Raw genomic sequence first — 16,800 nt, forward strand, 5'->3', positions numbered from 1 at the left:
CTTCGGGGTGACTATGTAACCGTCGGACCCGCGCCCGGCGACCCGACCGGGGCGGATGACACCCCCGCCGCCCGCGGCGAGGCCCGCCACCAGCGAGAACACCGGTGCGACCGGCATTGCCCCGGCGGTCAACGTGAGCTTCGGCATAGGGGTTCCACCCTTCCCGGCGAACGGCCGCCCGCGCCGGATTGCGACAGGCGTCGAAGCCCACGACCGCGCGAGGTGTGCTGCGCATCACCCCACGTACCCGAGGCTATGGGCTGGTCCGCGTACCGGGAAGCGACCAGACGACCGAGCGCGATGCGGCGATCGCCGGTACCGGGCTCTTCACACCACTGCTGTTAATGAGAATTCAAACGTTTCGCGTCGGACCGGATTTTGCCCGCCGATTGGTTAAATTCACCACGGGGAAACCCGATCGGCTGTACCGCGCCGGCGATTTCGCACGATAACGTCGCTCGCCTTGTCCTTGGGAGAACGGAGCGAAGATGCCTACGCCAGTCGTCGGACCGGAATCGCGGACGCGCGATCCCCGACGGATCGACGCGGGGGCCGACCCCTTCGCGGACGCATTGCGTGCGGCGATCCGCGCCAAAGGGCTCAGCCTGGAACGCATCCAGCACAAGCTGCGGGCGCGGGGCGTGGCGGTGAGCATCGCCGCGCTGAGCTACTGGCAGTCCGGTCGCAGGCGGCCGGAACGACCGGACTCGCTGACCGCCGTCAGCCACCTGGAGGAGATCCTGGACGTCGGCGCGGGCGGGTTGAGCTCGCTGCTCGGACCGCCGCGGCCACGCGGCAAGGCCCGACCCCGGTCGCGGGTGTCCGGGCCCGAGGGGTGGGTCGGCGAGAACGACTACGCGACCATCGCGGAGCTGCTCGCCGACGTCGACACCAGCACCGACCAGGACCTCACCCGGCTCAGCCTGCGCGACCAGGTCGAGCTCGCGATGGACGGCAGCACCCGCCGGGTGCGCTCGCGGCAGGTGCTGCGGGCCGAGCGCTCGGGCGTGGACCGCGTGCTGCTGGGGTACGACACCCGGCTGCCCGGCGACCCGCTGCCGGTGATCGGCACGCTGCGCTCGTGCCGACTGGGGCGGGTTTCCGCCGACCCGCGCAACGGTTTGATGGTCGCCGAACTGCTCCTCGACCGCCCGTTGCGCCGGGGTGAGCGAACCGCCGTCGAGTACGAACTGATCCACGTCGCACCACACCACCCGACGTTCGACAACACGCACTCGCGGCGCTTCCGCCACCCGGTTCGCGAGTACGTCCTGGAGGTCCGGTACGACTCACGGTGCCGACCCGTGCGTTGTGAACAATTCACGACCGGTTTGACCGGTGGAGAACCAACCGACGTCCGCGAGACCCCGGTGGACACTTGGGGCTACGCGTACGCGGTCGCGCTCGACTTCGGACCCGGCGTGGTCGGCTTGCGCTGGGAATGGGCCTGACTCAATAGGAGCGCGGCAACTTCAACGTGTGCTGCGCCACGAAGTTCAGGATCATTTCCCGGCTGACCGGGGCGATGCGGGACAACCGGGACGCGGCCAGCATGGCGCCCAGTCCGTACTCGGACGACAGCCCGTTGCCGCCGTGGACCTGGATGGCCTGGTCCACCGCCCCCGCCACCGCCTCCCCCGCCGCGTACTTGGCCATGTTGGCCGCCTCACCAGCAGCCCGGTCCTCCCCAGCGTCGTAGAGAGCCGCGGCCTTCTGGGTCATCAGCCTCGCCAGCTCGACCTGGATCGCGCACTGCGCCAACGGGTGCGCGATGCCCTGGTGCGCGCCGATCGGCGTGTCCCAGACGGTCCTCGTGCGGGCGTACTCACTGGCCTGGTCGAGTGCGCGGCGGGCCATGCCGGTGGCGAAGGACGCCGCCATGATCCGCTCCGGGTTGAGCCCGGCGAACAGCTGGGCCAGCCCCGCGTCCTCGGCGCCCACCAGCGCGTCGGGCGGCAGGCGCACGTCGTCGAAGAAGCAGGTGAACTGCTTCTCCGGCGACAGCACCTCCATCGGGATGTGCTGGTAGGTGAAGCCGGGCGCGTCCGTCGGAACGATCACCAGCGAAGGGAGCAGCCGCTGACCCGTGGCGTCGACGTGCCGGGCCACCACCATGACCGCCTCGACCTCGTCCACGCCCGAGATGAACGTCTTGCCGCCGCCCAGGACCCACTCGTCGCCGTCGCGGCGCAGCGCGGTGGACAGCTTGTGCGAGTTGGAGCCCGCGTCCGACTCGGTGATGGCGAAGGCCATCTTGGTGGTGCCGTCGGCGAACCCGGGCAGCCACCGCCGCTTCTGCTCGGCGGTGCCGAAGCGGGCGATGACCGTGGCGCAGATGGCGGGCGAGACGACGGTCAGCAGCAGCGGGCAGCCGGCTCTCGCGAGTTCCTCGCACACGGCGGCCAGGTCGCCGATCCCACCGCCACCGCCGCCGTACTCCTCGGGCACGGCCACGCCGAGGTAGCCGAGCCTGCCCGCCTCGGCCCACAGCTCGTCGGTCTTCTCCCCCGCCTTGGCCTTGGCGGTGAAGTACTCCTGGCCGTACTTGCCGGCGAGGTCGGCGACGGCCTTGCGCAACGCCTGCCGCTCTTCGCTCTCGGTGAAGTTGATCATCACGACGCCTCCACAACCGCGAGCACGTCGCCCGCGTCGACCTGTTGACCCGCCCGCACCAGCACTTCCGCGACCGCGCCGCCGGTGGTGGCCAGCACGCGGTGCTCCATCTTCATCGCTTCCAGCACGAGCAGTTCCGCGCCCGCCTCGACCCGTTGCCCCGCCTCGACCGCGACCCGCACCACCGTGCCGGGCATCGGCGCGACGGTGGCGCCCTCGGCGACCGTTACCCCCGGCTCGGGGAACCGGGGCCGCAGCTTCAGCGACACGGCGCCCACCTCCACCCGGTCGCCGTACACCGCGACCGGGTGGGTCGTGCGCACCCCGTTCCGCTCGAACGTGACCGCGTCCGGCGTGGCGGCGACGACCGTCAGGTCCAGGCTCGTCTCCACGCCCGCGCGGGTGTGCCGGTAGTCGACCTCGACCGTGTCGTCACCGTGCTCGAACACGGCCCGCTGTGGTTGCGACGCGAGGTTGCGCCAGCCCAGTGGCAGTCCGGTGCGCCGCCGTTCGGCCAGCGCGAGGGCGGCGGCCAGCGCGGCGGGCCGCACGTCGACCGGTTCCGGCGTGGTGAGGCCGTGCTGGTCGAGGAAACCGGTGTGGGTGTGTCCCGCGCCGAACTCCGGGTGCCGCAGCGTGCGGACCAGCAGGTCGCGATTGGTGACCAGGCCGTGCAGCTCGGCGCGCTCCAGGGCGGCGGCCAGCTTGCGGATCGCGGCGTGCCGGGTGGGCGCCCACGCGATCACCTTGGCCAGCATGGGGTCGTAGTGCACGCCGACCTCGCTGCCGTCCTCCACACCGCTGTCCACCCGCACGCCGGCCGGCACGGCGAACCGGTGCAGGGTGCCGCTCGCGGGCCGCCAGTCGTGCGCCGGGTCCTCGGCGTACAGGCGGGCCTCGACGGCGTGGCCGTCGGGGGTCGGCGGCTCGGCCGGGAGGCGCGCGCCCTCGGCGATGGCCAGCTGCCAGGCCACCAGGTCGACGCCGAACACCTCCTCGGTGACCGGGTGCTCCACCTGCAGCCGGGTGTTGACCTCCAGGAAGTGGAACGAACCGTCGTCGGTGAACAGGAACTCCACCGTGCCCGCGCCGACGTACCCGATGGCCTCGGCGGCTTTGGTGGCGGCCTCGAAGAGGCGCTCGCGGGCCCGCGGCGTCACGGCGGGGCTGGGCGTCTCCTCGATGATCTTCTGGTGGCGGCGCTGGATGGAGCACTCCCGCTCGCCCAGCGCCCACACCGTGCCGTGCGCGTCGGCCAGCACCTGCACCTCGACGTGCCGCGCGTGCTCCAGCAGGGGTTCGCAGAACACCGTGCCGTCGCCGAACGCCGACTCGGCCTCCCGGCGCGCGGCGGCCACCTGACCGGCCAGCTCGGCGGCGGACCGCACCACCCGCATGCCCCGCCCACCGCCACCGGCGGAAGCCTTGACCAGCAGCGGGAACTCGTCGGCCGACTCCGGGTCGAGCTCCGGCAGCACCGGCACACCGGCCGCGGCCATCCTCTTCTTCGCCGCGACCTTCGACCCCATCGCGTCGATGACGTCCGGGTCCGGCCCCACCCAGGTGAGTCCGGCGGCCCGCACGGCACGCGCGAAGGCCGCGTTCTCGGACAAGAACCCGTAACCCGGGTGCACGGCGTCCGCGCCGGCGGCCAGCGCCGCGGCCACCAACGCGTCACCGCGCAGGTAGGTCTCCCCCGGCGTGGCCCCGGGCAGCCGGACCGCCGCGTCGGCCTCCCGCACGTGCGGCGAGCCCGCGTCCGGGTCGGAGAACACGGCCACCGGCGACACGCCGACCTCGCGGCACGTCCGGATCACCCGGCGGGCGATCTCGCCCCGGTTGGCGATCAGCAGCTTGCGGATCATCGCGCCCTCACATCCGGAAGACGCCGTAGCCCTCGGCGCCCTTGATCGGTCCACTGTGGATCGCCGACAGGCACAGGCCCAGCACGGTGCGGGTGTCGCGCGGGTCGATCACCCCGTCGTCGTAGAGCCGGCCGGACAGGAACGCGGCAAGCGACTGCTGCTCGATCTGGCCCTCCACCATCTCGCGCATGGCCGCGTCGTGCTCCTCGTTGTAGTCCTGGCCCTTCGCCGCGGCGGCCTGCCGCGCCACGATCGACAGCACACCGGCCAGCTGCTTCGGGCCCATCACGGCCGACTTGGCGTTGGGCCAGGTGAACAGGAACCTCGGGTCGTACGCCCGGCCGCACATGCCGTAGTTGCCCGCGCCGTACGACGCGCCCATCACGACGGTCAGGTGGGGCACCCGGCTGTTCGACACCGCGTTGATCATCATCGCGCCGTGCTTGATGATCCCGCCCTGCTCGTACTGGGCGCCGACCATGTACCCGGTCGTGTTCTGCAGGAACAGCAGCGGGGTGTCACTGGAGTTGGCCAGTTGGATGAACTGGGTGGCCTTCTGCGCCTCCTCGCTGAACAGCACGCCGCGCGCGTTGGCCAGCACCCCGACCGGGTAACCGTGCAGGTCGGCCCACCCGGTCACGAGACTGGTGCCGTAGTCGGGTTTGAACTCGTCGAACCGCGACCCGTCCACGATCCGGGCGATCACCTCGCGCGGGTCGAACGGCACGCGCAGGTCCGTCGGCACCAGCCCGAGCAGGTTCTCCTCGTCGTGCAGCGGCGGTTCCACGGCCTTCGGCGCGGGGCCGAGCTTGCGCCAGTTGAGCCGGGCCACCACGCGCCGGGTCAGCCGGATCGCGTCCACCTCGTCCTCGGCCACGAAATCGGCCAGCCCGGAGGTGGTGCCGTGCATCCGCGCGCCGCCGAGCGACTCGTCGTCGGACTCCTCGCCGGTGGCCATCTTCACCAGCGGCGGCCCGCCGAGGAACACCTTCGAGCGCTCCTTGATCATCACCACGTAGTCCGACATGCCCGGCACGTACGCCCCGCCGGCCGTCGCGTTGCCGAACACCGTGCTGATCGTGGGGATGCCGGCCGCCGAGAGCCTGGTCAGGTCGCGGAACGCCCGACCGCCCGGGATGAAGATCTCGCTCTGGCTCGGCAGGTCCGCACCGCCGGACTCGACCAGCCCGATCAGCGGCAACCGGTTCTGCAGCGCGATGTCGTTGGCCCGGAACGTCTTGCGCAACGTCCACGGGTTGCTCGCGCCGCCGCGCACGGTCGGGTCGTTGGCCACGATCACGCACTCGACGCCCTCGACCACCCCGATCCCGGTCACCACGCTCGCGCCGACCGGGTAGTCGGTGCCCCACGCGGCCAGCGGCGACAGCTCCAGGAACGGGCTGTCCGGGTCGACCAGCAGCTCGATCCGCTCCCGCGCCAACAACTTGCCGCGCTTGTGGTGCCGCTCGGTGTACTTCGGCCCACCGCCCGCGAGCGCCTTGGCCTGCTCGGCGTCCAGCTCCGTGAGCCTGGCCAGCAACGCCTCGCGGTTCGCGGCGTACTCGGGCGACCGGCTGTCGACCGCCGTGCGCAACGTAGTCATGCGGTGTACCCCAATCGCCGTGCCGCCAGCTCCGTCATCACCTCGGTCGCACCGCCCCCGATGCCGAGGATCCGCGCGTCTCTGTAGTGTCGTTCGACCTCCGTGACGCGGAGATAACCAGCGCCGCCGTGCAGTTGGACCGCCGCGTCCACGACGAACGAACACGCGTCCACGGCCGCGTTCTTCGCGAAGCACACCTGCGCCACGACTTCCTCGCCGGCCAGCACCTTCACCGCCACCTCGCGCGTGTACGTGCGGGCGAGGTCGATGCGCTGCGCCATCTCCACCAGCCGGTGGCGGACCACCTGACGCGCGATGAGCGGCTTGCCGAACGTCTCGCGCTGACGCACGTACGCCAGCGTCAGGTCGAGGCAGCGCTGAGCCGTCGCGTAAGCCTGCACCGCCAACGAGATCCGCTCCACCTGGAACTGCCGCATGATCAGCGCGAAACCGGCGTTCTCCGGCCCCACCAGGTTCGCCGCGGGCACCCGCGCGTCCACGAAGGACAGCTCGGCGGTGTCCGAGCAGTGCCAGCCCATCTTCTCCAGCCGCCGGTCCACGGCGAACCCGGGCGTGCCCTTCTCGACCACCAGCAGGCTCACGCCCTGGTAGCCCGGACCACCGGTCCGCACGGCCGTGGTCACGAAATCCGCCCGACCACCCGAAGTGATGAACGTCTTGGTCCCGTTCACCACGTACGAGTCACCGTCGCGACGGGCCGTGGTGCGCAACGCCGCCACATCCGAACCACCACCCGGTTCGGTGATCGCGAGCGACCCGATCAGCTCACCCGCGAGCGTCGGCCGCACGAACCGGTCGATCAGGTCCGGATCACCTGCGTCGACGATGTGCGGCAGCGCGATGCCGTGCGTGAGCAGCCCGGCGACCAGCCCGGACGACCCACCGGCCTGGATCAGCTCCTCGGTGGCCACGATCGTGTCGAGCAGGTCGCCCGCGCCACCCACGCCCTCCGGGAACCCCAGGCCCAGCAACCCGACCTCCGCCGCCTTGCGGTGCAGCGAACGGGGCAGCTCACCGGCGCGTTCCCAGTCGGACAGGTGCGGCACGACCTCCTGCTCGGTGAACTCGCGCACCATGGCCCGCAGGTCGCGGCGCTCCGGCGTGTCGAACAGCTCGGACGTGGTCACCGCAGCTCCTCCGGGATCTCGACGTGCCGGGAGCGCAGCCACTCGCCCAACGCCTTGGCCTGCGGGTCGAAGCGGGTGGAGGAGGACACGCCTTCGCCGAGCAGGCCGTGCAGCACGAAGTTCAGCGCCTTGAGGTTCGGCAGCTCGTACCGGTCGACCTCACCGGCCTCCGGCAGCAGCTCCTTGAGCCGCTCGACGGTCAGCTCCGCGCGCAGCCACTCGTACTGCGCGTCCGTCCGCACCCACACGCCGAGGTTGGCGTCACCGCCCTTGTCGCCGGAGCGCGCTCCGGCGATCGTTCCGAGTGGGACCCTCATACGTCGACCACCTCCCCGTCGGGCAGCACGGCCCGGTGCGGCACCGAAGAACGCGGCACGTACGCGGCCCGGTAGACCCCGTACGGCGTGCCGTCGCCGGGCGGTGCGGTGACGTGGAAACCCGGGTACGACGCCAGCGCCAGCTCGATACCGGCCCGCGAGAACGCCTTGGCGCGCTTCGGGTCCGAAGTCTTGATCGTCACGTGGAGCAGCGCGCTCGCCGTCTCCTCGGTGTCCGCATCGGGGTGGTCGGTGCGCGCCAACGTCCAGGTCAGGTCCTCCGCGCCGATGGCCGACTCCAGCTGCCGGCGGACCAGGTCCGCCTTCGCCTCGACGTCCAGCCCGGTCAGCACGAACGTGGTGGAGTCGCGGAAGCCGCCCAGCTGGTTGAGGCACACCTTGAGCGTGTCCGGCGGCGGCGAGCCCCGCACCCCGGAGATCCGCACGCCCCGTTCGTGCGGGTCGAGCCGGATGGTGTCGAAGTGGCTGACCACGTCCGGCCCAAGGTAGGCGGGTGGGCCGATCTCGTACAGCAGTTGCGCGGTGACGGTGTCGACGGTGACCGCGCCGCCCGTGCCGTCGTGCTTGGTGATGACCGACGAGCCGTCCGCTTCGATCTCCGCGATGGGGAAACCGGGCCTGGTCGCGTCGATCGACGTGAAGAACGAGTAGTTGCCGCCGGTGGCCTGGGTGCCGCACTCCAGCACGTGACCGGCGACCGTCGCGCCCGCCAGCGCGTCGAAGTCGTCCCGGCGCCAGCCGAAGTGCGCGGCGGCCGGTCCGACGACCAGCGACGCGTCCGTGACGCGGCCGGCGACCACGACGTCCGCCCCGGCGTCGAGGCACTCCGCGATGCCCCACGCGCCGAGGTAGGCGTTCGCGGTCAACGCCTCCGGGAACCGGTCGCGCACGTCGTCACCGGTCACGTAGGCGACTTTCGCGCCGAGCCCGAGCCGGTCGATCGCCTCGGCCAGCCCTTCCGGGTTCAGCCCGCCCGCGTTGGACGCGATCTTCACGCCGCGGGCCAGCGCGTCGGCCAGGTTCTGCTCCAGCTGGCGCAGGAACGTGCGGGCGTAGCCGAGGCTCGCGTCCTTCGCCCGGTCGCGGCCCAGGATGAGCATGGTCAGCTCGGCCAGGTAGTCGCCGGTGAGCACGTCGAGGTCGCCGCCGGTCAGCATCTCGCGCACGGCGGAGAACCGGTCGCCGTAGAAGCCGGAGGCGTTGCCGATGCGGATCACGGCCGCTCCCGCTGTTCGCGTCCCGTGCCGGGAGGACCAGCGAACGCCTGCGCGATCGGCAGCCAGGCGACGGCCGCCTCACCGACCGCCGTGACGGCCAGGTCGTCGCGGTGCCGCCGCTGGGTGGCCAGCAGGCAGAAGTCCAAGGCGGGGCCGGTGATCCGGTTCTCCGCGTCCTCCGGTCCCCACTCCCACCGCCCGCCGTCCGGCGCGACCAGCTCGACCCGGACCGGGACCTGCGGCACGGGCAGGCCGTTGACCAGGAACGACCAGCCGAACGTGCGCACGGCGATGTGCGCGACGTGCTTGAGCCGGTGCGTGGGCTCGCGGGTCACGCCGAGCGCGTCGGCGACGTCCTGGCCGTGCGCCCAGGTCTCCATCAGCCGGGCGGTGGCCATGGACGCGGCGCTCATCGGCGGCCCGAACCACGGCATCTTCACGCCCGGTGGCAGTGCCGCGAGCGCTTCGGCCAGCTCGGCGCGGGCCGCCCGCCACTCGTCCAGGGTGATCGGCTCTTGGGCACCTTCGTCGACCATGTCGGCCGTGGCCCGGGTCAACGCCTCGGTGAACGCCTCCGGGTCGCGGGCGGCGAGCGTGGCCACGCGGTCGGTCCAGCGCAGGTGGCTGATCTGGTGCGCGATCGTCCAGCCCTCGGCGGGCGTCGGGACGGTCCAGTCGGGCAGCGTCGCGACCAGGTCGTCCAGCACCTGGCTCTCGGCGCGCAGGTCGTCCAGGAGTTCGGAGATCACAGCGAGTCCTCCAGCATCCGCGCCCAGTGCCGGATGATCCGGCTCCGCCGCTTGCCGTCGTCGGTGAGCTGGTTGGCCAGCGCCAGGCCGCGCACCAGGTCCAGGGTGAGCTGCACGGTCTCGCGGACGCCCGGCTCGGTCTCGTCGGCGCCCAGCAGTTCGACGGCCAGGCGGTGCGTCTCGCGGCCGAGGCGGGCCTCCAAAGGCACCACCACGGTCTTCAGCTCGGGGTCGGTGCGTGCGGCGACCCACAGTTCGAGCGCGGCGGTGAACAGGTCGCTGGCGTAGAAGTCGGCGATCAGCTCGACCACGGCGACGACGCTGCCGTTGACCTGCCGCGCGCGCTCTTTCAGGTCGAGGACGCTCTCCGCGCCCAAGTGCTCGACCGCGGCGGCGACCAGTTCACCGCGGGTGCGGAAGTGGTGCAGTTGGGCGCCGCGCGACACGCCGGCGCGCTCGGCCACCACGGTCGTCGTCGTGCCCGCCCAGCCGCGCTCGACCAGGCACTCGACGGTGGCCTCCATCAGCTTGCGCCGGGTCTCGCGGCTGCGGTCGGCCTGGCGCCTGGTTTCCCGCTGCCCGGTGTCGGTGGCCATGACACGAGTGTTCCGCGCCAACTAACAAACAGTCAAGACTGATTGTTAGTTGGCGCGGACCCGCTACCAGCCGCCCTGGACCATCGTCTGGAACAGCCACTCGCCGTCGACCTTCACCAACAGGTCGCCGTACCGGACGGCCTGCGTGGACTCCCCCGCCGTGATGGTCGCGTCGGTCACCACGAACACCAGGTCGGCGTTGATGAACACCGGCGTCCGGACGGACTCCATGTGCACATCGCCGCCGTCACCCAGGGTCGCCGCCATGTCGTCGAGGAACCGGGCCCGGTCCCACGACTGCGCCGACCCGTCGGTCACCGCGTTGACCGGGAACAACGCCATCCCGGCCATCGCCTCGACATCCTTGGCCACGGTCAAGGCGTCCCACTGCTCGAACCAGGCGAGCACACCCGCCACGTCTTCGTCGGTCGGCACGAACGTCATGCCGTACAGTGTACCGTACGTCGTACGGTGGTGTGTCGAGCACGTCCGAACAGCGGTTCTGCTCCGATTCAGCGCCTTGTTGGATGGGCGGGTGGCGGTGTCGCGGCGGAACGTGTTGCGGTGGGCGGGTGTGGCGGTGGCCGCGGGTGGTGCGATCGCGGAGGCGCGGCCCGCGCGGTGGGCGCGGTTGCGTGCCCGGTTGGACGGTGAGCTCCTGCTTCCTGGTGACGCGGCGTACGAGACGGCGCGGCTGCCGTTCAACTCGCTGTTCGACCACCACCGACCGGCCGCGATCGCCCGCTGCACGAGAGCCGAGGACGTCCGGCACTGCCTGGAGGAGGCCCGCCGGTCGGGTCTCCGGGTGGCCGCCCGAGGTGGCGGGCACAGCTACGCCGCCTACTCCACCCCGCACGACGGCCTGGTGATCGACCTCGCGCCGCTGGACGGCGTCGAGGTGCGGCCCGACGGCACCGCCGTGGTCGGCGCGGGCGCCCGGCTCGGTGACGTCTACGCGGCGCTCGCCGCCGCGGGCCGGTGCCTGCCGCTGGGCAACTGCCCGTCGGTCGGCATCGCCGGCCTCACCCTGGGCGGCGGCCTCGGCTGGGTCGGCCGCGCGTACGGCCTGACGTGCGACTGGCTGCGTGCCGCCCGGGTGGTCACCGTGGACAGCCGCGAGGTGACGGCCTCGGAGGACCGCGAACCCGACCTGTTCTGGGCTCTGCGCGGCGGAGGCGGCGGCAACTTCGGCGTCGTCACGTCGTTCGAATTCGCCACCGCGCCCGCCCCGGAGGTGCTGACCGTGTTCCGCATCCGGTTCCCGGCCGGGTCCGCGGCGGACGTGCTCGGCGCCTGGCAGCCGTGGAGCGTAGCGGTGCCCGAGGGGATCTCCAGCACCTGCGTGGTCCTGCCGGACGGCTCGGTGGACCTCACCGGCTGCTCGATCGGCCCGGCGGCTCTCCTGCTCGGCGAACTGGCCCACCTCGGCGTCGACGGTCCGCTGGAGCACGCCGAAGTCGACTACCCGACCGCGACGGCGATCATGACCCAGGGCCACCCACCCCGCAACGCCTTCCGCGCGTCGTCACGTATCGCCGATGACGGCTGGGACGACCCGGCGGCGGTGGCGGACACGGTGCGCGGCAAGGACAGCGCGCTGCTCATCGTCGGCGCGCTCGGCGGCGCAATCGACCGGTTGGGCCCGACCGACACCGCCTACCCGCACCGCGGTGCGCCAACGTCCGTCGAGGTCTTCGGCACTGTCGGCAACCTGCCTGCTGAGCATGTGACGCGCGAGGTGGACGACGCGCAGTCGGCGTTGGCGGGCCTGATCGGCACCGGGACTTACATCAACTACCTCGACCCGGAGCAGGAGGACTGGGCGGAGACGAGCTACCGCCACAACCTCCGCCGGCTGCGCACCATCGCCCGTCGCTACGACCCGGACCGCGTGCTGCGGTTCCCGCAGTCGGTGTCCTGAAAGCAAGAGATTAAAAGCATGTCCTCGCCGGACGGGCAGATCAGCAGGATGACATCCCTCGGTTCCGGCTTCCTCCGGGCACGTCCTTTTCCCCAATAGGAGGGCTTCGTGTCATCCCGCCGACCTGGCGCAGCCTTACCGCACGTGTCAAGGGCGGCGCGTCCACCTTTGCCTGCTACTTCACTGGAGCCTCGCGCCGCCCTTGACACGTGTGGTAACCCGGAGGGAGGTCGGTGGGATGACACGGAGTCCGGGACCACGCTGGGACAGCAGTTCCCGACACAACGAAACCCCGAACGGGACCGGGGGATGTCATCCTGCTGATCTGCCCGTCCGGCGAGGACGCTTTTCAAGCTTTCAAGCTTTCAAGCCTTCAAGCCTTCAAGCTTTCAAGCCTTCAAGCTCTTGCAGCCCCCACCTACAGGAGCGTCAGTTGCTCTTGAACCACAGGGCCATTCGGGGCCGAAGACGGCAGGCTGCCCTCCGGCCACAATCCCTCGTCGTCCCCAGGCACGCCGGACACGCCGACCGCGTCACGCTTGCCCCGCACGTCCAACCCGTGCCGCACCAACAACGGCTGGATCCGCCCAGCCAACCACCGTCGGTACCGGGCGTCCACATAGGACCCGCGCGCGTACAGCCGTCGGTAGTCGTCGACCAGGTCCGGCCGTTCCCGCACCAGCCACCGGGCGAACCACTCCCGCGCACCCGGCCGCAGGTGCAGCGGCAGGACGGTCACGCCGGTCGCGCCCGCCTCCGCGATCGAGGCCAGCAGCGCGTCCAACCGCTCCTCCGAGTCGGTCAGCTTCGGCAGCACGGGAGCGACGAACACGCCGCACGGCAACCCGGCGTCACGCACCCGGCGCACCAGCTCCAACCTCGCCTGAGGGCTCGGTGTGCCCGGTTCCAACCCCGACTGCAGCTCACGGTCCAGCAGCGCCAACGACACCCCGATGCCCACCGGCACCGACGACGCCGCCCGCGACAGCAACGGGATGTCCCGCGACAGCACCGTTCCCTTCGTGAGGATCGAGAACGGCGTGCCGGAGTCGGCCAGCGCCCGGATGATGCCCGGCATCAGCGCGTACCGACCCTCGGCCCGCTGGTACGGGTCGGTGTTCGTACCCATCGCCACGTGCTCCCGCTGCCAGCGACGGGACCGCAGCTGGGCCTTCAGCACGTCCACCGCGTTGACCTTCACCACCACCTGGGTGTCGAAGTCGCGCCCGGCGTCCAGATCGAGATACGTGTGCGTGTTGCGGGCGAAGCAGTTGTGGCTGACCAAACCGTTGGCGACGAAGTCGCCGGTGCCGGTGGTGATGTCGTACAACGTCCGCGTCACGCCGAGCGACTCCACCGACACCACCGCGAGCCCGGCCGTCACGGGCACCGCCATGCCCTCCACCGCGTTGCCGCGCGGGATCGCCGGGCACACCAGGTGCAGGAACCGCAGCCGCTCGGCCAGCCCGCCGACGATCCGCACCCCGCGCACCTCGACCACGTGCGACACGCGCAGCCGCGTCAACGCCAGCACCACCGCTTCGAACACCGCGCTGTCCGAACTGGACATCACCAGCTCGCCGCCGGTCGAGCTGCCGCGCGCGTCGAACACACCAGCCAGGAAGCCCTTCGACCACTCCTCCCCCGGCGTGGTCGGCCACTCCACCAGCTCGTTCTCCCTCGGCACCCGACCACCGGAGAACTCGCGCACGCGCGCCAGCACGTCGGGGTGGCTGGGCAGGCCGCCGCGCACCACACCCCACAGGTACCCGGTCCGGTACTCCGCGCCCTGCGCCGGCGGCGCGGCGAACCGGCCCGTCCCGACCAGCTGCGCGCCCTTGACCAGGTACGGCCGCTCCTCGAAGTCGTCGCACCGGCCGGGCGTGACGTGCTTCCAGCCCTCGTCGGTGAGGAACCGGTGGTCACCGCCCGCCACCACCCGCGTGCCGTCGCTCAACGTCAGCCGGTAGGCGGGCTTGGACGTCGTCCAGTGCGCCCGCACACGCGTGACCACGTACCGGCCCTCGGACGTCCCGAACACCTCCTCACCCACGGCCAGCTCGGCGATCGGTTTGGTGCGGCCGTCGGCCAGCAGCACGGGCGTGTCACCCGTCAGGCAGTACGTGCAACCGTGCGTGCACCCACGGTAGGGGTTGACCGTCCAGTTGAACGGCAACCCGCCACCGGGCACCTTGTTCAGCACGGACTTGGCGTTCACCTCGTGGAACACGACGTCGGCGAAGTCGGGAGTTCGTACGCTGCGCACCAGCCCCGGCAAACCCGGCAGAGCCTGCTGTCGGTCCGCCCCGTCCTTCTGCCCGTCCCATCGCATGTCCACATTCGAACACGTGTTCGAACCATGGTCAAACGGAGTGCCTGTGCTCGACATCATCCTGTGGCCGTTCAACAACACCGCGTTCACGTTCGCCGGCGCCGCCACCAGCTGGGGCGAGATCGCCGGTTTCGTCACCGGCGCGCTGTGCGTGTGGTTGGTCACCCGGCAGAACCCGCTCAACTGGCCGATCGGCATCCTCAACAACCTCGCCTTCCTGGTCCTGTTCGCGACCAGCGGCCTCTACGCGGACTCGGGCCTTCAGGTCGTCTACGTCGCGCTCGCGCTGTACGGCTGGTGGGCGTGGCTGCGGGGTGGCACCGAGCACACCCCGCTGCCGGTCAGCCGCACGTCCCGCGCGCAGTGGTGGTGGCTGCTCCTGGCCGGCGTGGCGGGCACCCTGCTGCTGGTGTGGGTGCTCACCACGTTCAGCGACTCGACCGTGCCGTGGCCGGATTCCGTGACCACCGTGCTCTCGCTGCTGGCCACGTGGGGCCAGACCCGCAAGAAGGTCGAGTGCTGGTGGCTGTGGATCGCCGCGGACGTGATCTACGTTCCGTTGTACGCCTACAAGGGCCTCTGGCTGACCGCGATCCTCTACGTCGGGTTCATGGCGCTGTGCGTGCTCGGCCTGCGCAACTGGACGAAGGCGCTGCGCGAGGACGAGCTGGTGGCCGCGTGACCGACTTCGACCACGTGTTGGTGCTCGGCAAGTTCTACCCCCCGCACGCCGGTCACCACCACCTCGTCCGCACCGCCGCCGCACGCAGCCGGCGCACCACCGTCACCGTGCTGGCGTCCAGCGCCGAGTCCATCCCGGTCGCGGACCGGGTGGCCTGGCTGCGCGCCGAGCACGCGGGCACGCCCGGCCTGGTCGTCCTCGGCGACGTGGACGACCACGAGATGGACTTCCACAGCGACACCGTGTGGGAGCTGCACATGGGCGTGGCCCGCGCGGTGCTCGCGCGACGGGCCATCCTGGACGGCGACCCCGCGTCGGCGACGGTCGACGCGGTGTTCTCCAGCGAGCACTACGGCGACGAGATGGCCAAGCGGCTCGGCGCCCGGCACGTCCTGGTCGACCTCGACCGCGCCGCGTTCCCCGTCTCGGGCACCGCGGTCCGCGCCGACCCCCGCCGCCAGTGGTCGCACCTCGCGCGGGCGACGCGGGTCGGCCTCTGCGCACGCATCGTCGTCCTCGGCGCCGAGAGCACCGGCACCACCACCCTGTCCCGCGACCTCGCCACCGCCTTGGACGCGCCCTGGGTGCCCGAGTACGGCCGTGAGCACACCGAGCTCAAGCTGGCCGCCGCCCGCGCGTTCGACCCGCGCGCCACCATCGACAGTCTCGTGTGGACGGTCGGCGACTTCCAGGACGTGGCGCGCAGGCAACGGCAACTGGCCGACGCCGCCGTGGACGGACCGGTCCTGGTGTGCGACAACGACTCGTGGGCGGCGACCGTGTGGGGTCACCGCTACCTCGGCGCGCCGCACCCCGACATCGCGCCGGACGCCCACCGCCCCGCCCTGTACCTGCTGACCGACCACGTCGGCGTGCCGTTCGAGCAGGACGGGTGGCGGGACGGCGAGCACCTGCGCGCCTGGATGACCGCCGAGTTCAAGACCCGCCTCACCGCGCGGGGCGTGCCGTGGCGGCTCGTCACGGGATCGCCGGACGAGCGGCTGCGGCAGGCCCTGGCGGCGTCCGAGGAGGCGGTCGCGGCGCACTTCCGGTTCGCGGACCCGTTGGCGCCTCAGACGGTCACCACGACCTGATCCAGGGACTTGCGGACCAGGTTGGGCACCACGCAGTCGTCGGCCGGGTAGCCGATCGGGATCACCGCGAACGCCTTCTCGTTGCGCGGGCGGCCCAGCACGTCGCCGAGGAACTTCATCGGCGACGGCGTGTGGGTCAGCGCGGCGAGCCCGGACAGGTGCAGCGCGGTCAGCAGCATGCCGACCGCGATGCCCACCGACTCGTCCACGTAGTAGTGCTTGCGGCGGGTGCCGTCGGGCTCCAGGTAGTAGCGCTGCTGGAACACGACGACCAGTTCCGGCGCGTCGGTCAGGTGCGGCTTGACGTCGTCGGTGCCGAGCGGGCGCAGGGCGTCCAGCCACTCCTCGCCGAGCCTGCCCGCGTAGGAGACGCGTTCCTCGTGCTCGGCGGCCTCACGGATGCGCCGGCGCACCTCGGGGTCTTTGACCAGCACGAACGTCCAGGGCTGCTGGTGGGCGCCGCTGGGTGCGGTGGAGGCGACCTCGACGGCGTCGAGCACCACCTGTTCGGGTACGGGATCGGAGGAGAACATGCGCACCGTGCGGCGTTCCCGCATCCGGGCACGCAGGTCGGCCGCCGTGCGCAGGGACTCGTCGACCGGCATCCTGGCCGGTCGGTACGGGACCGGCTCGAAGGACCGG

General features: G+C 71.5%; 14 protein-coding genes and 1 pseudogene. 5 read left to right on the forward strand and 10 right to left on the reverse strand.

Going from position 1 to position 16,800, the window contains the following annotated elements; all coding sequences use genetic code 11:
- Positions 1-224 precede the first annotated feature (224 nt).
- Complete coding sequence (locus tag A6A25_RS43380; RefSeq protein WP_143193457.1) at positions 225-452, forward strand: hypothetical protein; 228 nt, start codon at positions 225-227, stop codon at positions 450-452.
- Between the two features lie 36 nt (positions 453-488).
- Positions 489-1,451, forward strand: coding sequence for a hypothetical protein (locus A6A25_RS27650; protein WP_073895067.1), 963 nt, complete (start codon positions 489-491; stop codon positions 1,449-1,451).
- A 1-nt stretch (position 1,452) separates the two neighbouring features.
- Here A6A25_RS27650 and A6A25_RS27655 read toward each other — a convergent pair whose 3' ends face one another.
- The 8 genes and pseudogenes from A6A25_RS27655 to A6A25_RS27690 all read right to left on the reverse strand — a co-directional run bounded on the left by A6A25_RS27655 (position 1,453) and on the right by A6A25_RS27690 (position 10,573).
- Complete coding sequence (locus tag A6A25_RS27655; RefSeq protein WP_198932890.1) at positions 1,453-2,613, reverse strand: acyl-CoA dehydrogenase family protein; 1,161 nt, start codon at positions 2,611-2,613, stop codon at positions 1,453-1,455.
- The gene (locus A6A25_RS27660; RefSeq protein ID WP_073895069.1) at positions 2,613-4,478 is read right to left on the reverse strand and encodes an acetyl/propionyl/methylcrotonyl-CoA carboxylase subunit alpha; all 1,866 of its coding nucleotides are present in this window, start codon (positions 4,476-4,478) and stop codon (positions 2,613-2,615) included. The genes A6A25_RS27655 and A6A25_RS27660 overlap by 1 nt, the downstream gene beginning before the upstream one ends.
- Before the next feature lie 7 nt (positions 4,479-4,485).
- Positions 4,486-6,081 carry an acyl-CoA carboxylase subunit beta gene (locus A6A25_RS27665; RefSeq protein ID WP_073895071.1) on the reverse strand — a complete coding sequence of 532 codons (1,596 nt, stop codon included), beginning with the start codon at positions 6,079-6,081 and terminating at the stop codon, positions 4,486-4,488.
- Positions 6,078-7,229, reverse strand: coding sequence for an acyl-CoA dehydrogenase family protein (locus A6A25_RS27670; RefSeq protein ID WP_073895073.1), 1,152 nt, complete (start codon positions 7,227-7,229; stop codon positions 6,078-6,080). Before A6A25_RS27670 ends, A6A25_RS27665 begins: the two co-directional genes overlap by 4 nt.
- Positions 7,226-8,784 (reverse strand): annotated as a pseudogene (locus A6A25_RS27675) (acyclic terpene utilization AtuA family protein). Before A6A25_RS27675 ends, A6A25_RS27670 begins: the two are co-directional and overlap by 4 nt.
- Positions 8,781-9,533 (reverse strand): TIGR03084 family metal-binding protein, encoded by a 753-nt coding sequence (locus A6A25_RS27680; protein WP_073895075.1) that lies wholly within the window; start codon positions 9,531-9,533, stop codon positions 8,781-8,783. Before A6A25_RS27680 ends, A6A25_RS27675 begins: the two are co-directional and overlap by 4 nt.
- Positions 9,530-10,129 carry a TetR/AcrR family transcriptional regulator gene (locus A6A25_RS27685; RefSeq protein ID WP_073895077.1) on the reverse strand — a complete coding sequence of 200 codons (600 nt, stop codon included), beginning with the start codon at positions 10,127-10,129 and terminating at the stop codon, positions 9,530-9,532. The genes A6A25_RS27680 and A6A25_RS27685 overlap by 4 nt, the downstream gene beginning before the upstream one ends.
- Before the next feature lie 63 nt (positions 10,130-10,192).
- Positions 10,193-10,573 (reverse strand): hypothetical protein, encoded by a 381-nt coding sequence (locus A6A25_RS27690; protein WP_073895079.1) that lies wholly within the window; start codon positions 10,571-10,573, stop codon positions 10,193-10,195.
- A 91-nt stretch (positions 10,574-10,664) separates the two neighbouring features.
- Here A6A25_RS27690 and A6A25_RS27695 point away from each other — a divergent pair, with 91 nt between their 5' ends.
- Complete coding sequence (locus A6A25_RS27695) at positions 10,665-12,050, forward strand: FAD-binding oxidoreductase (protein WP_158073831.1); 1,386 nt, start codon at positions 10,665-10,667, stop codon at positions 12,048-12,050.
- 418 nt (positions 12,051-12,468) lie between these two features.
- On the opposite strand, the gene A6A25_RS27700 is transcribed toward A6A25_RS27695, so the two are convergent.
- Positions 12,469-14,382, reverse strand: a complete 1,914-nt coding sequence (locus A6A25_RS27700) for an intein-containing Rv2578c family radical SAM protein (protein ID WP_198932885.1) — start codon at positions 14,380-14,382, stop codon at positions 12,469-12,471.
- Between the two features lie 46 nt (positions 14,383-14,428).
- Between A6A25_RS27700 and pnuC the strand changes: the two genes are divergently transcribed.
- Positions 14,429-15,064: a nicotinamide riboside transporter PnuC gene (pnuC, locus tag A6A25_RS27705; protein ID WP_241828951.1), complete on the forward strand. Its 636-nt coding sequence runs from the start codon at positions 14,429-14,431 to the stop codon at positions 15,062-15,064.
- Positions 15,061-16,158 carry an AAA family ATPase gene (locus A6A25_RS27710; protein WP_073895083.1) on the forward strand — a complete coding sequence of 366 codons (1,098 nt, stop codon included), beginning with the start codon at positions 15,061-15,063 and terminating at the stop codon, positions 16,156-16,158. Before pnuC ends, A6A25_RS27710 begins: the two co-directional genes overlap by 4 nt.
- Here the strand turns inward: A6A25_RS27710 and A6A25_RS27715 are convergent.
- Positions 16,137-16,763: a nitroreductase family protein gene (locus tag A6A25_RS27715; RefSeq protein ID WP_083668746.1), complete on the reverse strand. Its 627-nt coding sequence runs from the start codon at positions 16,761-16,763 to the stop codon at positions 16,137-16,139. The two genes, A6A25_RS27710 and A6A25_RS27715, sit on opposite strands and share 22 nt — an antisense overlap.
- Positions 16,764-16,800 lie beyond the last annotated feature (37 nt).

The organism is Saccharothrix sp. CB00851 (genome assembly GCF_001905065.1).
GTDB lineage: Bacteria > Actinomycetota > Actinomycetes > Mycobacteriales > Pseudonocardiaceae > Actinosynnema.